This is a genomic window from Isoptericola sp. NPDC056605 (genome assembly GCF_042792795.1).
In the GTDB taxonomy this organism is placed as follows: domain Bacteria; phylum Actinomycetota; class Actinomycetes; order Actinomycetales; family Cellulomonadaceae; genus Isoptericola.
The window spans coordinates 122,872-137,339 of record NZ_JBHTVT010000008.1; the positions used below are offsets into that span (position 1 = coordinate 122,872).

Here is a 14,468-nt window from a genome sequence, read left to right on the forward strand (position 1 = left end):
AGGGACCTCCCGGTTCTGTGACGCCGGTCACCTTCCGTACGTTCGACCGCATGATCGAGGCACAGGGTCTGTCCAAGCACTACGGGAGCACGACCGCCGTCGAGCGCGTCACCTTCACGGTGCGGCCCGGCGTCGTCACCGGCTTCCTCGGCCCCAACGGGGCGGGCAAGTCCACCACCATGCGCATGATCATGGGGCTCGACCGGCCCTCCGCGGGCTCGGTCACCGTCAACGGCCGCGCGTACGCGCGGCACCGGTCCCCGCTCACCGAGGTGGGCGCGCTCCTCGAGGCCCGTGCCGTGCACCCCGGCCGGACGGCGCGGTCGCACCTGCGCGCGCTGGCCGCCACGCACGGCATCCCCGACCGGCGGGTCGACGAGGTCATCGACATGACCGGCCTGGCCTCCGTGGCCCGCAAGCGGGTCGGCGGGTTCTCGCTCGGCATGGGCCAGCGGCTCGGCATCGCGTCGGCACTGCTGGGCGACCCGCGCACGCTCATCCTCGACGAGCCCGTCAACGGCCTCGACCCCGAGGGCGTGCTGTGGGTGCGCCGCCTCGCGCGGAGCCTCGCGGCCGACGGCCGCACCGTCTTCCTGTCCAGCCACCTCATGAGCGAGATGGCGCTCACCGCCGACCACGTCATCGTCATCGGGCGCGGCCGCATCCTCGCCGACGCTCCGGTCAGCGACGTCGTCGAGGCCGCGTCGCGGCGCGCGGTCACCGTCCGCACCCCCGGCCCATCGGCCCTGCGCACCGCGCTGGAGCGCGCGGGCGCCGCCGTCGTCGTGCCCGACGTCGCCCACGAGGGCTCGCTGGAGGTCACGGGCCTGGACGCCGCCGCGATCGGCGAGATCGCCCTCACCGCCGGCGTCGCGGTGCACGAGCTGACCCCGGTCGCCTCGACCCTCGAGGACGCCTACCTGGAGCTCACAGCGGACGCCGTCGAGTACCGCACCGACGACACCTCCGACCAGCTGGCGGCCGCCGGCACGACGAGCACGGGAGACCCGTCATGAGCGCCACCACCACCCTGGTCGCGGACCGCGCGCCGGAAGCCGACGCCCACGTGACCTTCGCGCGCGTGCTGCGCTCGGAGCGGCTCAAGCTGTGGTCGCTGCGCTCCACCTGGTGGGGCGTGGCGCTGACGGTGCTGCTCATGGCGGGGCTCGCGGCGCTCATGGCCGCGACGCTCGGGTCGGCCGCGAGCTCGCCCGGCATGCAGGAGACCATGAGCGCCGACCCGCGGCTCGCGACCCCGAGCGGCGCCGTCGCGGTGACGTTCGGGTACGGGTTCGCGCAGCTCACCGTGGCAGTGCTCGCCGTCCTGACCATCACCGGCGAACACTCCACCGGGATGATCCGCGCGACCTTCGCCGCCGTGCCCCGGCGGCTGCCCGTCCTGTGGGCCAAGCTCCTGGTCGTCGCGGCGACGACGGCGCTGCTGGCCGTCGTCGGCCTGGCCGCGGCCTGGCTCGCGACGGCGTCCTCGCTGTCCGCCGACGGACTCGCGCTGGACCTCTCCGACGGCGAGCATCTCCGCGCCCTGGGCGGCACGGTCGCGTACCTGGTGACCGTCGCCGCGCTGTCGCTGGGCATCGGCGCCCTCTGGCGGAGCACCGCGGCCGGGATCGCCACCACCCTGGGCCTGCTGATGGTGCTGCCGCTGCTGTTCCAGGTGCTCGCCGGCTCGGCCGCCTGGGCGCAGGACGTCTACGCCTACCTCCCGACCGTGGCCGGCGAGCGCCTCGTCGCCACCGGGCCCGCCCCGGACGGGCTCCTCTCCCCCGGCGCCGGGTTCGCGGTGCTGGCCGCCTACGCGACGGCGGTGCTCGCCGCGGCCGCCGTCGCCGTCCGGCGCCGCGACGCGTGACCGCGCTCGCGGCCGGGCTCAGTCGTCGCGCGCCTCCTTCACCTGGGCGACCAGCTGGGTCGGGTTCACGAACCTCAGGGCGGCGACGAGCATGACGAGCATCGTCGCCGTGTACATGACGGCCATGGCGGAGACGAGCTGGCGGGCCTCGCCGCCGCCCGCCGACGTCATGGCGCGGTAGATCGCCACGACGAGGGTGTCGGACTGCGGCCCGGACACGAGGAACGTCAGCTCGAACATGCCGACGGTGCGCACGAGCACGAGGATCGACGCCGCGAGGATGCCGGGCACGAGCAGCGGGGCCAGGATGCGCGTGAACACCTGCCGCATCCCGGCGCCGCACATGCGCGCCGCGGACTCGATCGCCGGGTTGATCTGCTCGATGAACGGCGTCATGGTCAGGATCACGAAGGGCACCGAGGGCACCAGGTTGACGAGGATCACCGCGATCACCGACCGGCCCAGTCCGAACGCGTACATCACGGTGGCGAGCGGGATGCCGAACGTGATCGGCGGCATGAGGATCGGCAGCAGGAAGAGCAGGTTCACCAGACGCTTGCCGGGGAAGCTCCGCCGTGCCAGCAGGTACGCCGCCGGCACGCCGATCAGCACGGACAGCACGACGACGGCGAGCGCCACCCCCACCGTCACGCCCACCACGTGCGTGAGGTCGAACCGGTCCCACGAGCTCGCGTACCACTCGGTGGTCCACTCGGCCGGCAGCCACGTGTCGAACCACGACCGCCCGAACGAGTCCACGACCACGGCCGTGATGATGCCGAGCAGGAACACCAGGAACGCGGCCATGCCCGCCCAGACGAACCACGTCGACGGCGACGCCGCCAACGACCGCTCGCCCGGGGGCCTGCCCGCCGCGCCCCGCGCGCGGGCCGGAGCGTCCTGCGGCGCGCCCGACGTCGTCGGGCTCTCGAGCGTGCTCATCCCTTGCCTCCCGTCGATCCCTTGTAGAGCAGCGACCGCCAGGCGAGCACGACCGCGATGACGATCAGCTCGACGACGCCCATCATGAGCGCGATGGTCGAGGCCATCGCGTAGTCGTTCTGCTCGCCGAAGGCGCGGAACGCCATGAGCGACATCACGCGCGTGGAGCCCATCGCGTCACCGACGAGGCGGGCGGACGGGAACACCGAGAACGCCAGCACGAACGTGAGGATGAACGTGGTGGCCAGCCCGGGCGCGAGCAGCGGCAGGGTGATCCGCCGGAACCGCTGCCACCAGCCGGCGCCGAGCGTGCGCGCCGCCGAGTCGAGCGACGGGTCGATGCCCGACAGGTAGCTCGACACCAGCAGGAACGCGAACGGGAACCCGGTGATGATCAGCGAGAACATCACGCCGGTGTAGTTGTTCACGAGCTGCACCGGCTCGTCGACGAGACCCGTCGCCAGCAGGAACCGGTTGAGCCACCCCTGGCGCCCGGCGAAGATGAGCAGCCCCTGCGCCGTGAGCACCGTGCCGAGCGTGATCGGCAGCACCAGCACCGACGTCATGAACCGCTTGAAGCGGAACTTGCGGCGCAGCACCATCGCCACGGGGATCGACGCGAGCACGTTGAACAGCGCCGCCGGCAGGGCGAGGCGCATCGTGATCCAGATCGAGTCGAAGACGAACGGGTCGCGGAAGAACGCCACGTAGTTCGCCAGGATCCCGCCGCCCCACTGCTCCTGGGTGGCGGCGCTCGGCTGGAAGGTGAGCCCGATCCCGTACGAGAACGGGTACACGAACAGCGCGAGCGCGAAGACCAGCGCGGGCACCATGAGCCACAGCGACGAGTCGATGCCGCGCTCCGCGAGCCGGTGCCGCAGGCTCGCGGTGCTGCGCGCCGGGTGGTCGGCGACAGCGGTCATGCCACCGTCACCGCCTCCGCCCGGTCGGCGGCCGCCGGCGCCGCCGATAGCTCCGCCGGGAAGACGAGCACCCGGTCGGAGGCCGCGGTGAGGCGCACGGCGTCGCCCACCGCGGGCGCCGTCGGCGTGCGCACGTGCAGCGTGGCGCCGTCCGCCGTCTGCACCACCACGGCGAACTCCCGACCGTGGTACTCGACGACGGCGACCACGCCCTCGACGACGTTGCCGTCGCGCGGCGCGTGGCCGTCGGCCAGCACCGTGAGGTCGTCCGGCCGCACCGCCACCCGGACCTCGTCCCCCGCCGCGACGTCGCCCACCGTGCGCCCGTGCAGGGTCAGCCCGCCGACGCGGACGGTGCCCTCGCCGCCCAGGGTCCCGGCGAGGATGTTGCGGTAGCCCATGAAGTCCGCGACGTGCCAGTTGCGCGGGTGGTCGTAGAGGTCGTCCGGCGCACCGATCTGCTGCACCCTGCCCTCGCGCAGCACGACGAGGCGGTCGGCCAGGGACAGCGCCTCCTCCTGGTCGTGCGTCACGTAGATCGTCGTGAGCCCCAGCTCCTGGTGCAGCCGCCGGATCTCCGTGCGCATGTCGAGCCGCAGCTTCGCGTCGAGGTTCGACAGCGGCTCGTCCATGAGCACCAGCGACGGCTCCAGCACCACCGCGCGCGCGATCGCGACGCGCTGCTGCTGCCCGCCGGAGAGCTGGCCCGGCAGCTTCTTGGCGTGCTGCTCCAGCTTCACCAGCGCGATGGCCTCGGCGACCCGCCGCGTGACGTCCGCGCGCGGCAGGCCCCGCATCTGCAGCCCGAACGCGACGTTCTTCTCCACGGTGAGGTGCGGGAAGAGCGCGTAGCTCTGGAACACCATCCCGAAGCCGCGCTTCTCGCTCGGCACCGTGTCCACCCGACGCCCGTCGAGCAGGATCTGTCCGTGGGTCAGCGGGAGCAGGCCCGCGAGGCAGTTGAGCGCCGTCGACTTGCCGCAGCCCGACGGGCCGAGCAGGGCGATGAACTCGCCGGCCCGGACCGTCAGGTCGAGGCCCGCCAGGGCCTGGTGGCCGCCGAAGCTGCGCCCGACGTCGCGCAGCTCCAACGACTCGAACGTGCCGGCCGTGATCGCCATCGGGCCCTCACTCCTCCGTGTACTTGCCGGCACCGATCTCGCGGTCCCAGATGTCGAAGGCCTTGACCATCGCGTCCGGGGCGAGCGGCGTCGTCGACGGGGCCGACTCGATGAGGTCGTCGTACCAGTCGCGGCCGTACTTCTCGATGGTCTCCTGCGACTCCTGCGGGGCCTTGTCGAGCGTGGCGCCCTCGACCGCGGGGCCGGGGTAGAAGTAGCCGTGGTCGTAGGCCTTGGCGTTCTGCTCCGGCGTGAGGACGTCCTGCAGCAGCAGGAGGATCGCCGAGATCTTGTCTGCCGACTGCCCCTTCGGGATCGCGGCGTAGTGCGCGTCGGTCACCCAGGTGAAGTCGTCGAACGGGGCCGCCTCGAGCGTGTTCGGCAACCGGCCGTCGGTGCGCGGCTCGATCTCCCAGCCCGTCGTCGTGGGGATCATGCTCCAGGTGCCGTCGCCGACGTTGGTGACGACCTGCCCGGTGCCGGTCGGGTAGTTGTCGACGTACTGGCCCAGCTCCTTGAGGTAGGCCCACGTCTTGTCCCAGCCGTTCTCCGGGTCCTTCGGGTCCTTGTCGCCCAGGATGTACGGCAGGCCCATGAGGAACGTGCGGCCGGGGCCGGAGTTCGCGGGTCGCGCGTACCCGAACTTGCCCGGGTTGGCCTTCGCCCAGTCGAGCAGCTCCTGGGGTGTCGACGGCACGTCCGTCACGACCTCTGGGTCGTACTGGAGCAGCGGCCCGGACGGGTAGTACGTGACGACGACGCCGTACCCCTCGGCGAGGTCCTGCATGGCCGCCGCCGGCTCGAGGTAGTTCTCCTGGTTGGACAGGCGGTCGCCGAAGTCGTCGACGACGGGCACCCACAGGTCCTGCGCGATGCCGGCGGACAGGCCGTCGTTGCCGGTCAGCACGAGGTCCACCGAGAGGTTCCCGGAGTCCACCTGGGGCTTCACGATGCCCGTGACGTCCGGCGCGCCGCCGGTCTCCCAGGTGACGGACGAGACGACGTCGGGGTTCGCCTCGACGAACGCGTCGACCATCGGCTCGGTGAGCTTCTGGTTGCCCGCGACGTCGAGGATGTGGAGCTCGACGGGCTCCGACGGGGCGTCGGGGACGTCGGCCGCGTCGGTCACGGCGGGACCGCTGCCGTCGCCCTCGGCCGCCGGTGGGGCGCAGCCCGCCACGGTGACGACGCCGAGACCGGCGAGGCAGAGGAGTGCGGCAGTACGGGACACGCTGGATGACCGCATGACGGAGGTACGCATGAGACCTGCTTCCTTCTGATTCGGGGCGACGTTGGCCCGGGGACGTCAGGAGCCCTCGTCGACGTCGGCGAGGGGGTGGTGCTACTCGAGGGGTACAGCGGGGCTGGCGGACGTCCTCGTGGGGGCGCCCGTCCGGCGGTCCACGACCTCGTGGACGGCGCCCGTGGAGCCACGGACCACGAGCTCGACGGGCAGGCGGTCCACGGCCGGACCGGGACGCGCCCCGGCGTCGACCCGGGCCGGGGGGTCCTCGGAGCCGAGCTCCCCGACCAGCAGGTCCACCGCGCGGCGGCCCAGTCTCGTGCGGGGAACGCGGATGGTGGTCAGCGCCGGGGACACGAGCGTGGCGACCGCGACGTCGTCGAACCCGACCACCGACACGTCGTCCGGCACCTTCACCCCGCGTTCCCGGAAGCGGCCGAGCATCCCGAGCGCCATGAGGTCGTTGAAGGCGACGACGGCCGTCACGTCCTGCGCGAGCACGTGGTCCGCCGCGGCGAAGCCCCCCGAGAAGTAGGGGCTGAAGGCGCCGAGCTCGACGAGCGACAGACCGTCCAGGCTCTCGGCGGCGCGCCGCAGACCGTCCGAGCGGCGTTCGCTCGACCAGGAGCTGACCGGGCCCGCCGCCACCGCGACCCGGCGGTGGCCGAGGACGTAGAGGTGGCGCAGCGCCTGCGAGACGCCGTCACGGTCGTCGACGGCGACCGACGGCAGGGCACCGACCTCCCGGCTCACGAGCACCGTCGGGACGTCGCCCGCGAGGCCGAGCACGTCGTGGTCGCTCGAGCGGGGCGACGCGAGGAGCACGCCGTCGACCCGGCGCGCGAGCTCGCGGACGAGCGCGGTCTCCGAGGTCGCGTCCTCCTCCGAGTCGACGATGAAGACGGCGTAGCCGAGCGCCCTCGCGCGCGCCTGGACGCCCTTCGTCACCGAGGCGAAGTAGGGGTTCTCCAGGTCGGGGACCAGCAGCCCGATGGCGTGGGTCCGTCCCATCCGCAGCCCGCGGGCCGTCGGGTCGGGCTGGTACCCCAGTCGGGCTGCCGCGGCGACGACCCGGTCGCGCGTGGCAGGAGAGACCCGGCCCGTCGATGCCAGGGCACGGGAGACGGTCGACACGGAGACCCCCGCCGACTCGGCCACGTCACGCGCGCTCGCCATGACACCCCTTCAGGTCGGACCGGTGCGCCGTCGCACCCGCCGTGCCGCAACAGTGGCAAACGATTGCAGGCGGGTCAACCCCCTGGTCGTCCTCCTTGGGGTCGACGTGGGCCTGCGCGCAGCGCCGAGCGCAGCGCGTCGGTGCGCAATCGATCCCGCCCACGGGCGACCGTCGAGGGGCCACGGCGGACGGGGGCGCGGCACAATGGCCCCATGACGGCACAGCTCTGGATCACCGGCGACCCCGAGACGGACGCACTGCTGAGCGACGACATGTTCGCGCTGCTCGTGGGCATGCTCCTCGACCAGCAGTACCCGATGGAGCACGCGTTCGCGGGGCCGCGCAAGATCCGCGACCGGCTGGGCAGCATCGACCCGCACGCGGTGGCGGACGCCGACCCGGACGAGTTCGTCACCCTCGCCACCACTCCCCCGGCCATCCACCGGTACGGCCGGTCCATGGCGGGCCGCGTGCAGGCGCTGGCGCGGGTGATCGTGGACGACTACGACGGCGACGTCGCGAAGCTCTGGACGACGGCCGGGGCCGAGGGGCCGGCCACCGGCGCGGAGGTGCTGGCCCGCCTGCGCGCGCTACCGGGCTTCGGCGAGCAGAAGGCCAAGATCTTCCTCGCCATGCTCGGCAAGCAGCGCGACGTCCGGCCCGTGGGCTGGCAGGAGGCCGCCGGGCACTACGGCGACGACGGCTCGCGCCGCTCGATCGCCGACGTGACCAGCGCGGAGTCCCTCGCCGAGGTGCGGACCTTCAAGAAGGCGCAGAAGGCGGCGGCGAAGGCGGCCAAGCAGGGCTGAGGCCCCGCTCGGCCGCCGCGGGACGCCGGTTCAGCGGCCGTGGTGCCCGTGCGGGAGCGGCACCTTCCACACCTCGCCGTCGAGGGTGACGACGTAGGCCGTGCGCCCGACGATCTCGAACGACGTCGGCCGGTCGAGGCCGGTCGCCACGGCTCGCAGGACGCCGTGCCGCCCGGCCTTCATCACCTGGCCGGTGTCCGGGTCGGCGGGCGACCCCTCGGGGTTGCCCGGGGTGAAGTGGCCCTGGGCAAGCGCGTAGAGCCCGCCCCGTCCGCGCTCGACGTCGACGAGCAGGCGGCCGCCGGAGGCGACCTCGTGGACGCCGTGCCTCCAGGGGGTGAAGGCGACGACCCGGCCGTCGCGCGGCAGGTGGGGCACCGGACCCGCCTGGGCGACCAGGACGGTCCGGCCGATGGCCTCCAGGCCCGTCGGCACGACGTTGCCGAACGCGCGGACCTGCGTGATCGAGCCGTCGGGCGTCACGTACAGCACCCGGTTGTGGTGGCCGTCGGTGACGAGGAATCCCCTGCGGTACGGCTCCATGGCGTACTGCAGGCCGGAGGGCACGAAGAAGTCGGTCTTCGGCGGGTGGGCGATCGACCAGGCGCCGATGTCGGCGACGGGACGCGCGACGCCGTCCCGGCCGACCCGGTACAGGCCGGAGACCTGCGGGTCCGCGAGCGACACGAGGACGTACGCGGTGCGGCCGCGGAACGCGACGTCGAGGGCGCCGCCGGGCGTCCCCGGCTGCTGCACGGGCAGCCCCGAGACGAAGGTCGAGGCGGCGCCGGTGCGGCGGTCGATCCGGGAGACCTCCCCGGACACCGGTTCGGTGACGTAGAGAGCCCCGTCGGGACCGACGGTGGAGCCGGCGCCGCCGGACAGCCCGGTGGTCAGGAGCGACGGGTCGGCGTGATGGTGGCCGTGGTCGTGGCCGTGGTGCGACGGAGTCGCGGCAGCGGTCGCGACCGTGGTCGCGGCGAGCATGGTGGACAGCAGGACGGCGATGATGCGTGGGGTGCGCATGGGGACCCCTCCCGAGGTGCGTCGTTGCACGGACGGTGAGGCTCGGCGCGGTGGCCGGGTCGGGACGTGGCGCTCCCCTCGCCGTGATCGACGCTACGCCCGATGCCCCTCGCCGTCACGGGCCGTTCGCCCCGGCGACCACCCGGCGGCGCGCAGCCGTCCGAGCGCGCGGTCGTGGGGCAGCGCGTGCCGGGTCCCGCGGTGCCCGACGGTCGTCGTGGCGGTGAAGACCGACGCGAGCAGCGCCTCCTCGACGGCGTCCGTCGCGGCCGCGAACAGCGGGTCCAGCGCGTCGTCGGGCACGAGCGGGTCGGCGGGGTCCGCCGTCGTGAACGCGAGGCCGTAGTCGCCGCTGCCGTGCGCGAAGTCGGAGCCCACCCGGCCCATGGCGAACACCGCGCGGCGGGCGACGCGTTCGAGCCGCCTGGCGTCGAGCGGGGCGTCGGTGGCCACGACGATCATGCACGAGTTGCCCTCCGCCGGACCGGATCCCTTCGGCACCGCGTCGATCTCTTCGGCACGGGGAACTGCCGAAGAGATCGACTCCGTGCCGAGCAGATCTGCCGCGGGCAGCGGCACGCCCTGCACGGTGAGGGTGCCGGAGAAGTTGGACTGCACCAGCACGCCCACGGTGCGCGGCCGGCCCGCGACGTCGACCCGGCGCGACGACGTCCCGATCCCGCCCTTGTACCCGAGCGCGGCGGTCCCCGCCCCCGCGCCGACGCAGCCCTGCTCCACCGGGCCGGACGTCGCGCCGTCGAGCGCGGCGAGCACGTGCGCCTCGGTGATCGGCCGGGCGCGGATGTCCGAGAGGTACCCGTCGTTCGTCTCCCCCACCACCGGGTTGAGGGTGCGCGCGTCCTCGTAGCCGGGCCAGGCGAGCACGTGGGTGACGAGCGCGTCGGCGGCGCGGAACGCGGAGAGCGTCGCGGTGAGGAGGATCGGCGTCTCGATCGCGCCGAGCTGCTCGAGCTGCGTCGCGCCCACGAGCTTGCCGTACCCGTTGCCCACGAACAGCCCGCACGGCAGCGCTCGCCGCTGCCCGGGCCCGGCGCCGAGCGCGTCGGGGACGACGGCGGTGACGCCCGTGTGCAGGTGCTCGCCCTCGTGCAGGGTGGTGTGCCCGACGCGCACCCCCGGGACGTCGGTGATCGCGTTCGCCGGGCCCGTGGGCAGACCGCCGACGACGACGCCGAGCTCGCGGGGCCCCGGGCGCGCGGCGCTCATGCCCGCCCCGTGGGGACGAGCCGCGCCGGGTGGACGTCGCCCCAGGTGCGGGAGCCGTCGACCAGGTCCTGCACGTGCTCGCGGAACCGCGGGCACGTGGCGATGTCGTGCGCCCGGCACGACAGGGCGTGCTCCGTCATGTGCCGGGAGCGGTCGATCTCCTCCTGGCGCCGGTCGAGCTCGGCCAGGTGCGCGGTGAGCACCTCGTGGCGGTCACGGGCGCCGCGCCCCGTGGACCCGGCGTCGAGCAGCACCTGGATCTGCTCGAGGCTCATGCCCGCGACCTTGGAGCTGAGGATCGTCGCCACCCGCACGACGTCGTCGGGCCCGTAGCGCCGCCGCCCCGCGCCGTCGCGGACCGGGTCCAGCAGGCCGACGTCCTCCCAGTAGCGCAGCACGTGCGTCTCCAGGCCGAAGCGCTCGGCCAGCTCCCCCACGCTCCACGTCTGCTGGGCCGCACCGCTCGACGCCATCCCACTTGACTTCATGTCGACATGAAGTCACAGCCTGGGGTCAGCACGCAACCCGACCCGAAGGAGACGCCATGAGCGACACCACCCGCCACGACCTGCACGACGCCGTGATCATCGGCGGCGGACCGGCCGGCCTCGCGGCCGCTCTGATGCTCGACCGCACTCACCGCGACGTCGTCGTGCTCGACTCCGGCACCTACCGCAACGACCCCACCGACGCGATGCACAACGTGCTCGGCTTCGACGGCGTGGCGCCGGCGGAGTTCCGCGCCGCGGCCCACCGCACGCTGGCCGCGTACGAGACGGTCGGGCTGCGCCGCGCCACCGCCCACGACGTCGCCCCGCTCGACCCCGCGTCGCCGGCCGACGGGTTCGTCGTGCGCACCGACGACGGCGACGTCGCCGCCCGCCGCCTGCTGCTGGCCACCGGCGTGCGCGACGAACTGCCCCCGACGCCCGGGCTGGAGCGGCTGTTCGGCACCGTCGCCGCACACTGCCCGTACTGCCACGGTCACGAGTTCTCCGGCACCCCGGTCGCGATCCTCGGCGCCGGGCCGCACGCCGCGCGCGTCGCCGGGCTGATCGAGCGGATCGCGACCCGCGTCGTCGTCCTGGCCGACGGCGGCGACGTCGACCCGCAGGTCCGCGCGGCGCTCGACGCCCGCGGCGTCGCCGTCCGGCCGGAGAAGGTGCTCCGCCTGGAGCCGCTGACGCTGCCCGGCGGGCACCCGGGCGCACGGGCCGTGCTGGACGGCGCCGCGGCGGAGGAGCTCGGCGGGATCATGGTCGCCCCGACGCTGCACCAGGCGGCGCCGTTCGCCACCCGCCTCGGGCTCGAGCTGCGCGAGTCCGGCTGCGTGGCCGTCGACGCCATGGCCCGCACCAGCATGCCCGGGGTCCTCGCGGCCGGCGACCTCGCCCACACCGCCGACTTCCCCATGCCCGTGAGCTCCGTGACCGCGGCGATGGCGGCCGGACAGCTCGCCGCGGCGTCGATCGACGCCGACCTGCTGGCCGCCCCGCGCTGAGGCGCCGCCGGGGGGCGGATGAAGTTCCGCCGGCGCGACCCGGACGACGTGGCACCGGCCGACACTGGAGCGGTGGCCTCGATCATGCTCACGGCGATGCCGTTCGCCGGGCACACGCTGCCGCTGCGCGCGGTCGCGGCGGAGCTCGTGCGGCGTGGCCACGACGTCCGCGTGTACACGGGGCGCAGGCACGCGGAGACCTTCGCCGCGGTCGGCGCCCGCCCGGTCGTGTGGCAGCGGGTGCCGGACTTCGACGAGCGGCACCCCGCCACGACCTTCCCGCGCATGCGGGGCGCAAAGGGGTTCCGCCAGATGCTGGTCAACGTCGAGGACCTCTTCCTCGGCACGGCCGCCGCGCAGACCGCCGACCTCGTCGCCCTGCACGACGACGAGCCGTGGGACCTGATCGCCGGCGACCCCATGGCGCTCGGCACCCGGTTCGCCGCGGAGCGGCTCGGCTCCCGGTGGGCGACCGTCTCCCCGCTCGCGTACTGGCCGCCCGGGGCACAGGTCCCGCCCACGGGCCTCGGGCTCACCCCGCCGCGCGGGCCGATCGGGCGGGCGCGCGACGGCGTCCTGAGAGGCGCCGTGCGGGCGGGCGCCACCGCCCTGACCCGGCGGTACCGGCGCGCGCGGTCGGACGCGGGGCTCCCGCCCGACGGCACGACGATCGAGACCGCCTGGCACTCGCCGCGACTCGTCGTGACCGCCGGCTCCCCGGGCCTGGACTACCCGCGCGACGACATCCCCGCGACCGTCCGGTTCGTCGGCGACCTCACCGACGACGGCCGTCCCCCGACCCCGCAGCCCCTCCCGCCGTGGTGGGACGACGTCGTCCGGTCGGAGGCCCCGGTCGTGCACGTCACGCAGGGCACGGAGAACGTCGACCCCGCCGACCTCGTGCTGCCCGCCCTCGAGGCCCTGGCCGACGAGGACGTCCTGGTCGTCGTCGGGGTCGGCCACCGCACGGCGCCGCTCCCCGGGCCCCTGCCCGCGAACGTCCGGGTCGCGCCGATGGTCCCGTACCCCGCGCTCCTGCCGGTCACGTCGGTGATGGTCACGAACGGGGGCTACGGCGGGGTGCTGCAGGCCCTGCGCCACGACGTCCCGCTCGTGGTCGCGGGCGGTGATCTCGACAAGCCGGAGATCGCCGCGCGGATCGGCTGGCACGGCGCCGGGGTGAACCTCCGCACCGGCCGGCCGCGGGCGGCCTCGATCGCCGCGGCGTACCGCGACGTCACGACCGACCCCCGGTACCGCGTGACCGCCGCCCGCCTGGGCGCCGAGCTGCGCGGGCTCGGCGGGACGCGCGCCGCGGCGGACCTGCTCGAGGAGCACCTGACGTCCCGGCCTCCGACTACGCTCACCGCATGACCTCAGCGCACCCCCTGCCGCTCGGCCCTGCCCCGCGACCCACCACGGGAGACGACCTCGCCGACCGGCTCCGCGCCCTCGCGACGCGGGCGGCCGGCGCCGGCGTCGCCGGCCTCGACCGGGCGCGCGTCACCGCCACCCTGGAGGGCGCGGACGTCGCGACGCTCGAGGCGGACCTCACCGGCGTGGCGTTCGGCGCGCAGCAGAAGGCCCCGGGCGTCGGGTGGCAGCCCGGCACGATCACCGCGCGCGAGGACGGCACGGTGCGCCGCCTGCGCGTCGACGCCCACCCGCTCACCGCCGTCGACCTGCCCGTGGACGTCACCGCCGAGGCCGAGGGGCTGCGGTTCACCTGGGTCGAGGGCGCCGACGGCCAGGTCGGGTTCGAGCCGGTCGAGCCCGACGACGCGCACCCGGTGACCGGTCACGCCCGCGTCGCGGTCTCCCGCGCCGGCCTGGTCGCGACCGTGCACGGCCTGCTCGCCGTCTCGCTGCAGTCCCAGGGCATCACGCTGAGCGACCTGGACGTGCAGCTCGACTCCCACGGCCCGCGCGCGGCAGGCCTGCGCATCGAGGCGAAGATCCGCAAGGGGTTCCTCTCCGCGGGCGTCTCCGCCACGGCGTCGGCCTCGGTCGACGCGGCGATGGTGCTGACCGTCGGCGACGTGCGCATCTCCAGCGGCAACCCGCTCGTCGCCGCGATGCTCGGCGCCGTCCGGGGCCGCGTCGAGGCCGCGGCGAACCGCCGCATCGACCTCGCGGCTGCGCTGCCGCCCGGGGTCCGGCTCGCGGACGTGCGCCTCGACGTCGGCGAGGAGCTCGTGCTCACGGCCCGGCTGGGCTGAGCGCGCGCACGGGACGTCAGGCGATGGCGGGCTGGTCGAGCACCCACCGCCAGGTCCCGTCGGCCTGACGACGGGCCACCTCGGCCGTCACCGCCCCCGACTCCAGCCGGGTGGACGTCAGCGCCAGGTCGCCCTGGACCAGCGCCCGCGCCGGCACGCCCGGGGGGAGCTGCGGCCGCGCGGCGAGGATCAGCCCGAGGGCCGCCCGGATCGCCTCGCGACCGACCTGCTGCTCCCCGGGCGGGAACGCGAACACGGCGTCGGGCTCGTAGAGGGCGACCAGGCCCTCGAGGTCGCCGGCGTTCAACCGTTCGACGAACAGCCGTCCGAGGTCGTCGGGCTCGAGCGCCGGCACATGCTCATCGTTGACCATGCGGCGATCGTGCCACCGCCACCGACGTCCGTCCACG

General features: G+C 74.5%; 15 protein-coding genes. 6 read left to right on the forward strand and 9 right to left on the reverse strand.

The window, feature by feature from the left end; translation table 11 throughout:
- The first annotated feature begins 50 nt into the window (after positions 1 to 50).
- Both ACFQ8Y_RS10580 and ACFQ8Y_RS10585 read left to right on the forward strand, forming a co-directional pair.
- Positions 51 to 1,016, forward strand: a complete 966-nt coding sequence (locus tag ACFQ8Y_RS10580; RefSeq protein WP_430585415.1) for an ABC transporter ATP-binding protein — start codon at positions 51 to 53, stop codon at positions 1,014 to 1,016.
- Positions 1,013 to 1,870 (forward strand): ABC transporter permease subunit, encoded by an 858-nt coding sequence (locus ACFQ8Y_RS10585; protein WP_430585416.1) that lies wholly within the window; start codon positions 1,013 to 1,015, stop codon positions 1,868 to 1,870. Before ACFQ8Y_RS10580 ends, ACFQ8Y_RS10585 begins: the two co-directional genes overlap by 4 nt.
- Positions 1,871 to 1,888: 18 nt before the next feature.
- On the opposite strand, the gene ACFQ8Y_RS10590 is transcribed toward ACFQ8Y_RS10585, so the two are convergent.
- From ACFQ8Y_RS10590 to ACFQ8Y_RS10610, 5 genes are all read right to left on the reverse strand, one after another.
- Complete coding sequence (locus ACFQ8Y_RS10590) at positions 1,889 to 2,812, reverse strand: ABC transporter permease (RefSeq protein ID WP_430563297.1); 924 nt, start codon at positions 2,810 to 2,812, stop codon at positions 1,889 to 1,891.
- Positions 2,809 to 3,735, reverse strand: coding sequence for an ABC transporter permease (locus ACFQ8Y_RS10595; RefSeq protein WP_430585417.1), 927 nt, complete (start codon positions 3,733 to 3,735; stop codon positions 2,809 to 2,811). Before ACFQ8Y_RS10595 ends, ACFQ8Y_RS10590 begins: the two co-directional genes overlap by 4 nt.
- The gene (locus tag ACFQ8Y_RS10600; protein ID WP_430585418.1) at positions 3,732 to 4,856 is read right to left on the reverse strand and encodes an ABC transporter ATP-binding protein; all 1,125 of its coding nucleotides are present in this window, start codon (positions 4,854 to 4,856) and stop codon (positions 3,732 to 3,734) included. Before ACFQ8Y_RS10600 ends, ACFQ8Y_RS10595 begins: the two co-directional genes overlap by 4 nt.
- 7 nt (positions 4,857 to 4,863) lie before the next feature.
- A complete protein-coding gene (locus tag ACFQ8Y_RS10605; RefSeq protein ID WP_430585419.1) occupies positions 4,864 to 6,117 on the reverse strand; it encodes an extracellular solute-binding protein in 1,254 nt (417 codons plus the stop codon).
- An 81-nt stretch (positions 6,118 to 6,198) separates the two neighbouring features.
- Positions 6,199 to 7,275, reverse strand: a complete 1,077-nt coding sequence (locus ACFQ8Y_RS10610) for a LacI family DNA-binding transcriptional regulator (RefSeq protein ID WP_430585420.1) — start codon at positions 7,273 to 7,275, stop codon at positions 6,199 to 6,201.
- 213 nt (positions 7,276 to 7,488) lie between these two features.
- Here ACFQ8Y_RS10610 and ACFQ8Y_RS10615 point away from each other — a divergent pair, with 213 nt between their 5' ends.
- Positions 7,489 to 8,085, forward strand: a complete 597-nt coding sequence (locus tag ACFQ8Y_RS10615; protein ID WP_430563294.1) for an HhH-GPD-type base excision DNA repair protein — start codon at positions 7,489 to 7,491, stop codon at positions 8,083 to 8,085.
- A 30-nt stretch (positions 8,086 to 8,115) separates the two neighbouring features.
- Here the strand turns inward: ACFQ8Y_RS10615 and ACFQ8Y_RS10620 are convergent, their stop codons facing one another.
- The 3 genes from ACFQ8Y_RS10620 to ACFQ8Y_RS10630 form a co-directional block, all read right to left on the reverse strand.
- Positions 8,116 to 9,111, reverse strand: a complete 996-nt coding sequence (locus ACFQ8Y_RS10620) for a ScyD/ScyE family protein (RefSeq protein ID WP_430585421.1) — start codon at positions 9,109 to 9,111, stop codon at positions 8,116 to 8,118.
- A 93-nt stretch (positions 9,112 to 9,204) separates the two neighbouring features.
- Positions 9,205 to 10,338, reverse strand: coding sequence for a P1 family peptidase (locus ACFQ8Y_RS10625; protein WP_430585422.1), 1,134 nt, complete (start codon positions 10,336 to 10,338; stop codon positions 9,205 to 9,207).
- Entirely contained in the window at positions 10,335 to 10,826 is a 492-nt protein-coding gene (locus tag ACFQ8Y_RS10630) for a MerR family transcriptional regulator (protein ID WP_430585423.1), read from the reverse strand. Before ACFQ8Y_RS10630 ends, ACFQ8Y_RS10625 begins: the two co-directional genes overlap by 4 nt.
- Positions 10,827 to 10,882: 56 nt before the next feature.
- Here ACFQ8Y_RS10630 and ACFQ8Y_RS10635 point away from each other — a divergent pair, with 56 nt between their 5' ends.
- The 3 genes from ACFQ8Y_RS10635 to ACFQ8Y_RS10645 all read left to right on the forward strand — a co-directional run bounded on the left by ACFQ8Y_RS10635 (position 10,883) and on the right by ACFQ8Y_RS10645 (position 14,058).
- On the forward strand, positions 10,883 to 11,839 hold the full coding sequence (locus ACFQ8Y_RS10635) for an NAD(P)/FAD-dependent oxidoreductase (protein WP_430585424.1): 957 nt from the start codon (positions 10,883 to 10,885) through the stop codon (positions 11,837 to 11,839).
- A gap of 72 nt (positions 11,840 to 11,911) precedes the next feature.
- Positions 11,912 to 13,213 (forward strand): glycosyltransferase, encoded by a 1,302-nt coding sequence (locus tag ACFQ8Y_RS10640; RefSeq protein ID WP_430585425.1) that lies wholly within the window; start codon positions 11,912 to 11,914, stop codon positions 13,211 to 13,213.
- Positions 13,210 to 14,058, forward strand: coding sequence for a hypothetical protein (locus ACFQ8Y_RS10645; protein ID WP_430563289.1), 849 nt, complete (start codon positions 13,210 to 13,212; stop codon positions 14,056 to 14,058). The genes ACFQ8Y_RS10640 and ACFQ8Y_RS10645 overlap by 4 nt, the downstream gene beginning before the upstream one ends.
- A 16-nt stretch (positions 14,059 to 14,074) precedes the next feature.
- Here the strand turns inward: ACFQ8Y_RS10645 and ACFQ8Y_RS10650 are convergent, their stop codons facing one another.
- Positions 14,075 to 14,431 carry a YybH family protein gene (locus tag ACFQ8Y_RS10650; RefSeq protein ID WP_430585426.1) on the reverse strand — a complete coding sequence of 119 codons (357 nt, stop codon included), beginning with the start codon at positions 14,429 to 14,431 and terminating at the stop codon, positions 14,075 to 14,077.
- Positions 14,432 to 14,468: the final 37 nt, after the last annotated feature.

Coding starts and splice junctions, on each gene's coding strand:
- ACFQ8Y_RS10580 (WP_430585415.1), top strand. CDS start 51: ATGATCGAGGCACAGGGTCTGTCCAAGCACTACGGGAGCACGACCGCC.
- ACFQ8Y_RS10585 (WP_430585416.1), top strand. CDS start 1,013: ATGAGCGCCACCACCACCCTGGTCGCGGACCGCGCGCCGGAAGCCGAC.
- ACFQ8Y_RS10590 (WP_430563297.1), bottom strand. CDS start 2,812: ATGAGCACGCTCGAGAGCCCGACGACGTCGGGCGCGCCGCAGGACGCT.
- ACFQ8Y_RS10595 (WP_430585417.1), bottom strand. CDS start 3,735: ATGACCGCTGTCGCCGACCACCCGGCGCGCAGCACCGCGAGCCTGCGG.
- ACFQ8Y_RS10600 (WP_430585418.1), bottom strand. CDS start 4,856: ATGGCGATCACGGCCGGCACGTTCGAGTCGTTGGAGCTGCGCGACGTC.
- ACFQ8Y_RS10605 (WP_430585419.1), bottom strand. CDS start 6,117: ATGCGTACCTCCGTCATGCGGTCATCCAGCGTGTCCCGTACTGCCGCA.
- ACFQ8Y_RS10610 (WP_430585420.1), bottom strand. CDS start 7,275: ATGGCGAGCGCGCGTGACGTGGCCGAGTCGGCGGGGGTCTCCGTGTCG.
- ACFQ8Y_RS10615 (WP_430563294.1), top strand. CDS start 7,489: ATGACGGCACAGCTCTGGATCACCGGCGACCCCGAGACGGACGCACTG.
- ACFQ8Y_RS10620 (WP_430585421.1), bottom strand. CDS start 9,111: ATGCGCACCCCACGCATCATCGCCGTCCTGCTGTCCACCATGCTCGCC.
- ACFQ8Y_RS10625 (WP_430585422.1), bottom strand. CDS start 10,338: ATGAGCGCCGCGCGCCCGGGGCCCCGCGAGCTCGGCGTCGTCGTCGGC.
- ACFQ8Y_RS10630 (WP_430585423.1), bottom strand. CDS start 10,826: ATGAAGTCAAGTGGGATGGCGTCGAGCGGTGCGGCCCAGCAGACGTGG.
- ACFQ8Y_RS10635 (WP_430585424.1), top strand. CDS start 10,883: ATGAGCGACACCACCCGCCACGACCTGCACGACGCCGTGATCATCGGC.
- ACFQ8Y_RS10645 (WP_430563289.1), top strand. CDS start 13,210: ATGACCTCAGCGCACCCCCTGCCGCTCGGCCCTGCCCCGCGACCCACC.
- ACFQ8Y_RS10650 (WP_430585426.1), bottom strand. CDS start 14,431: ATGGTCAACGATGAGCATGTGCCGGCGCTCGAGCCCGACGACCTCGGA.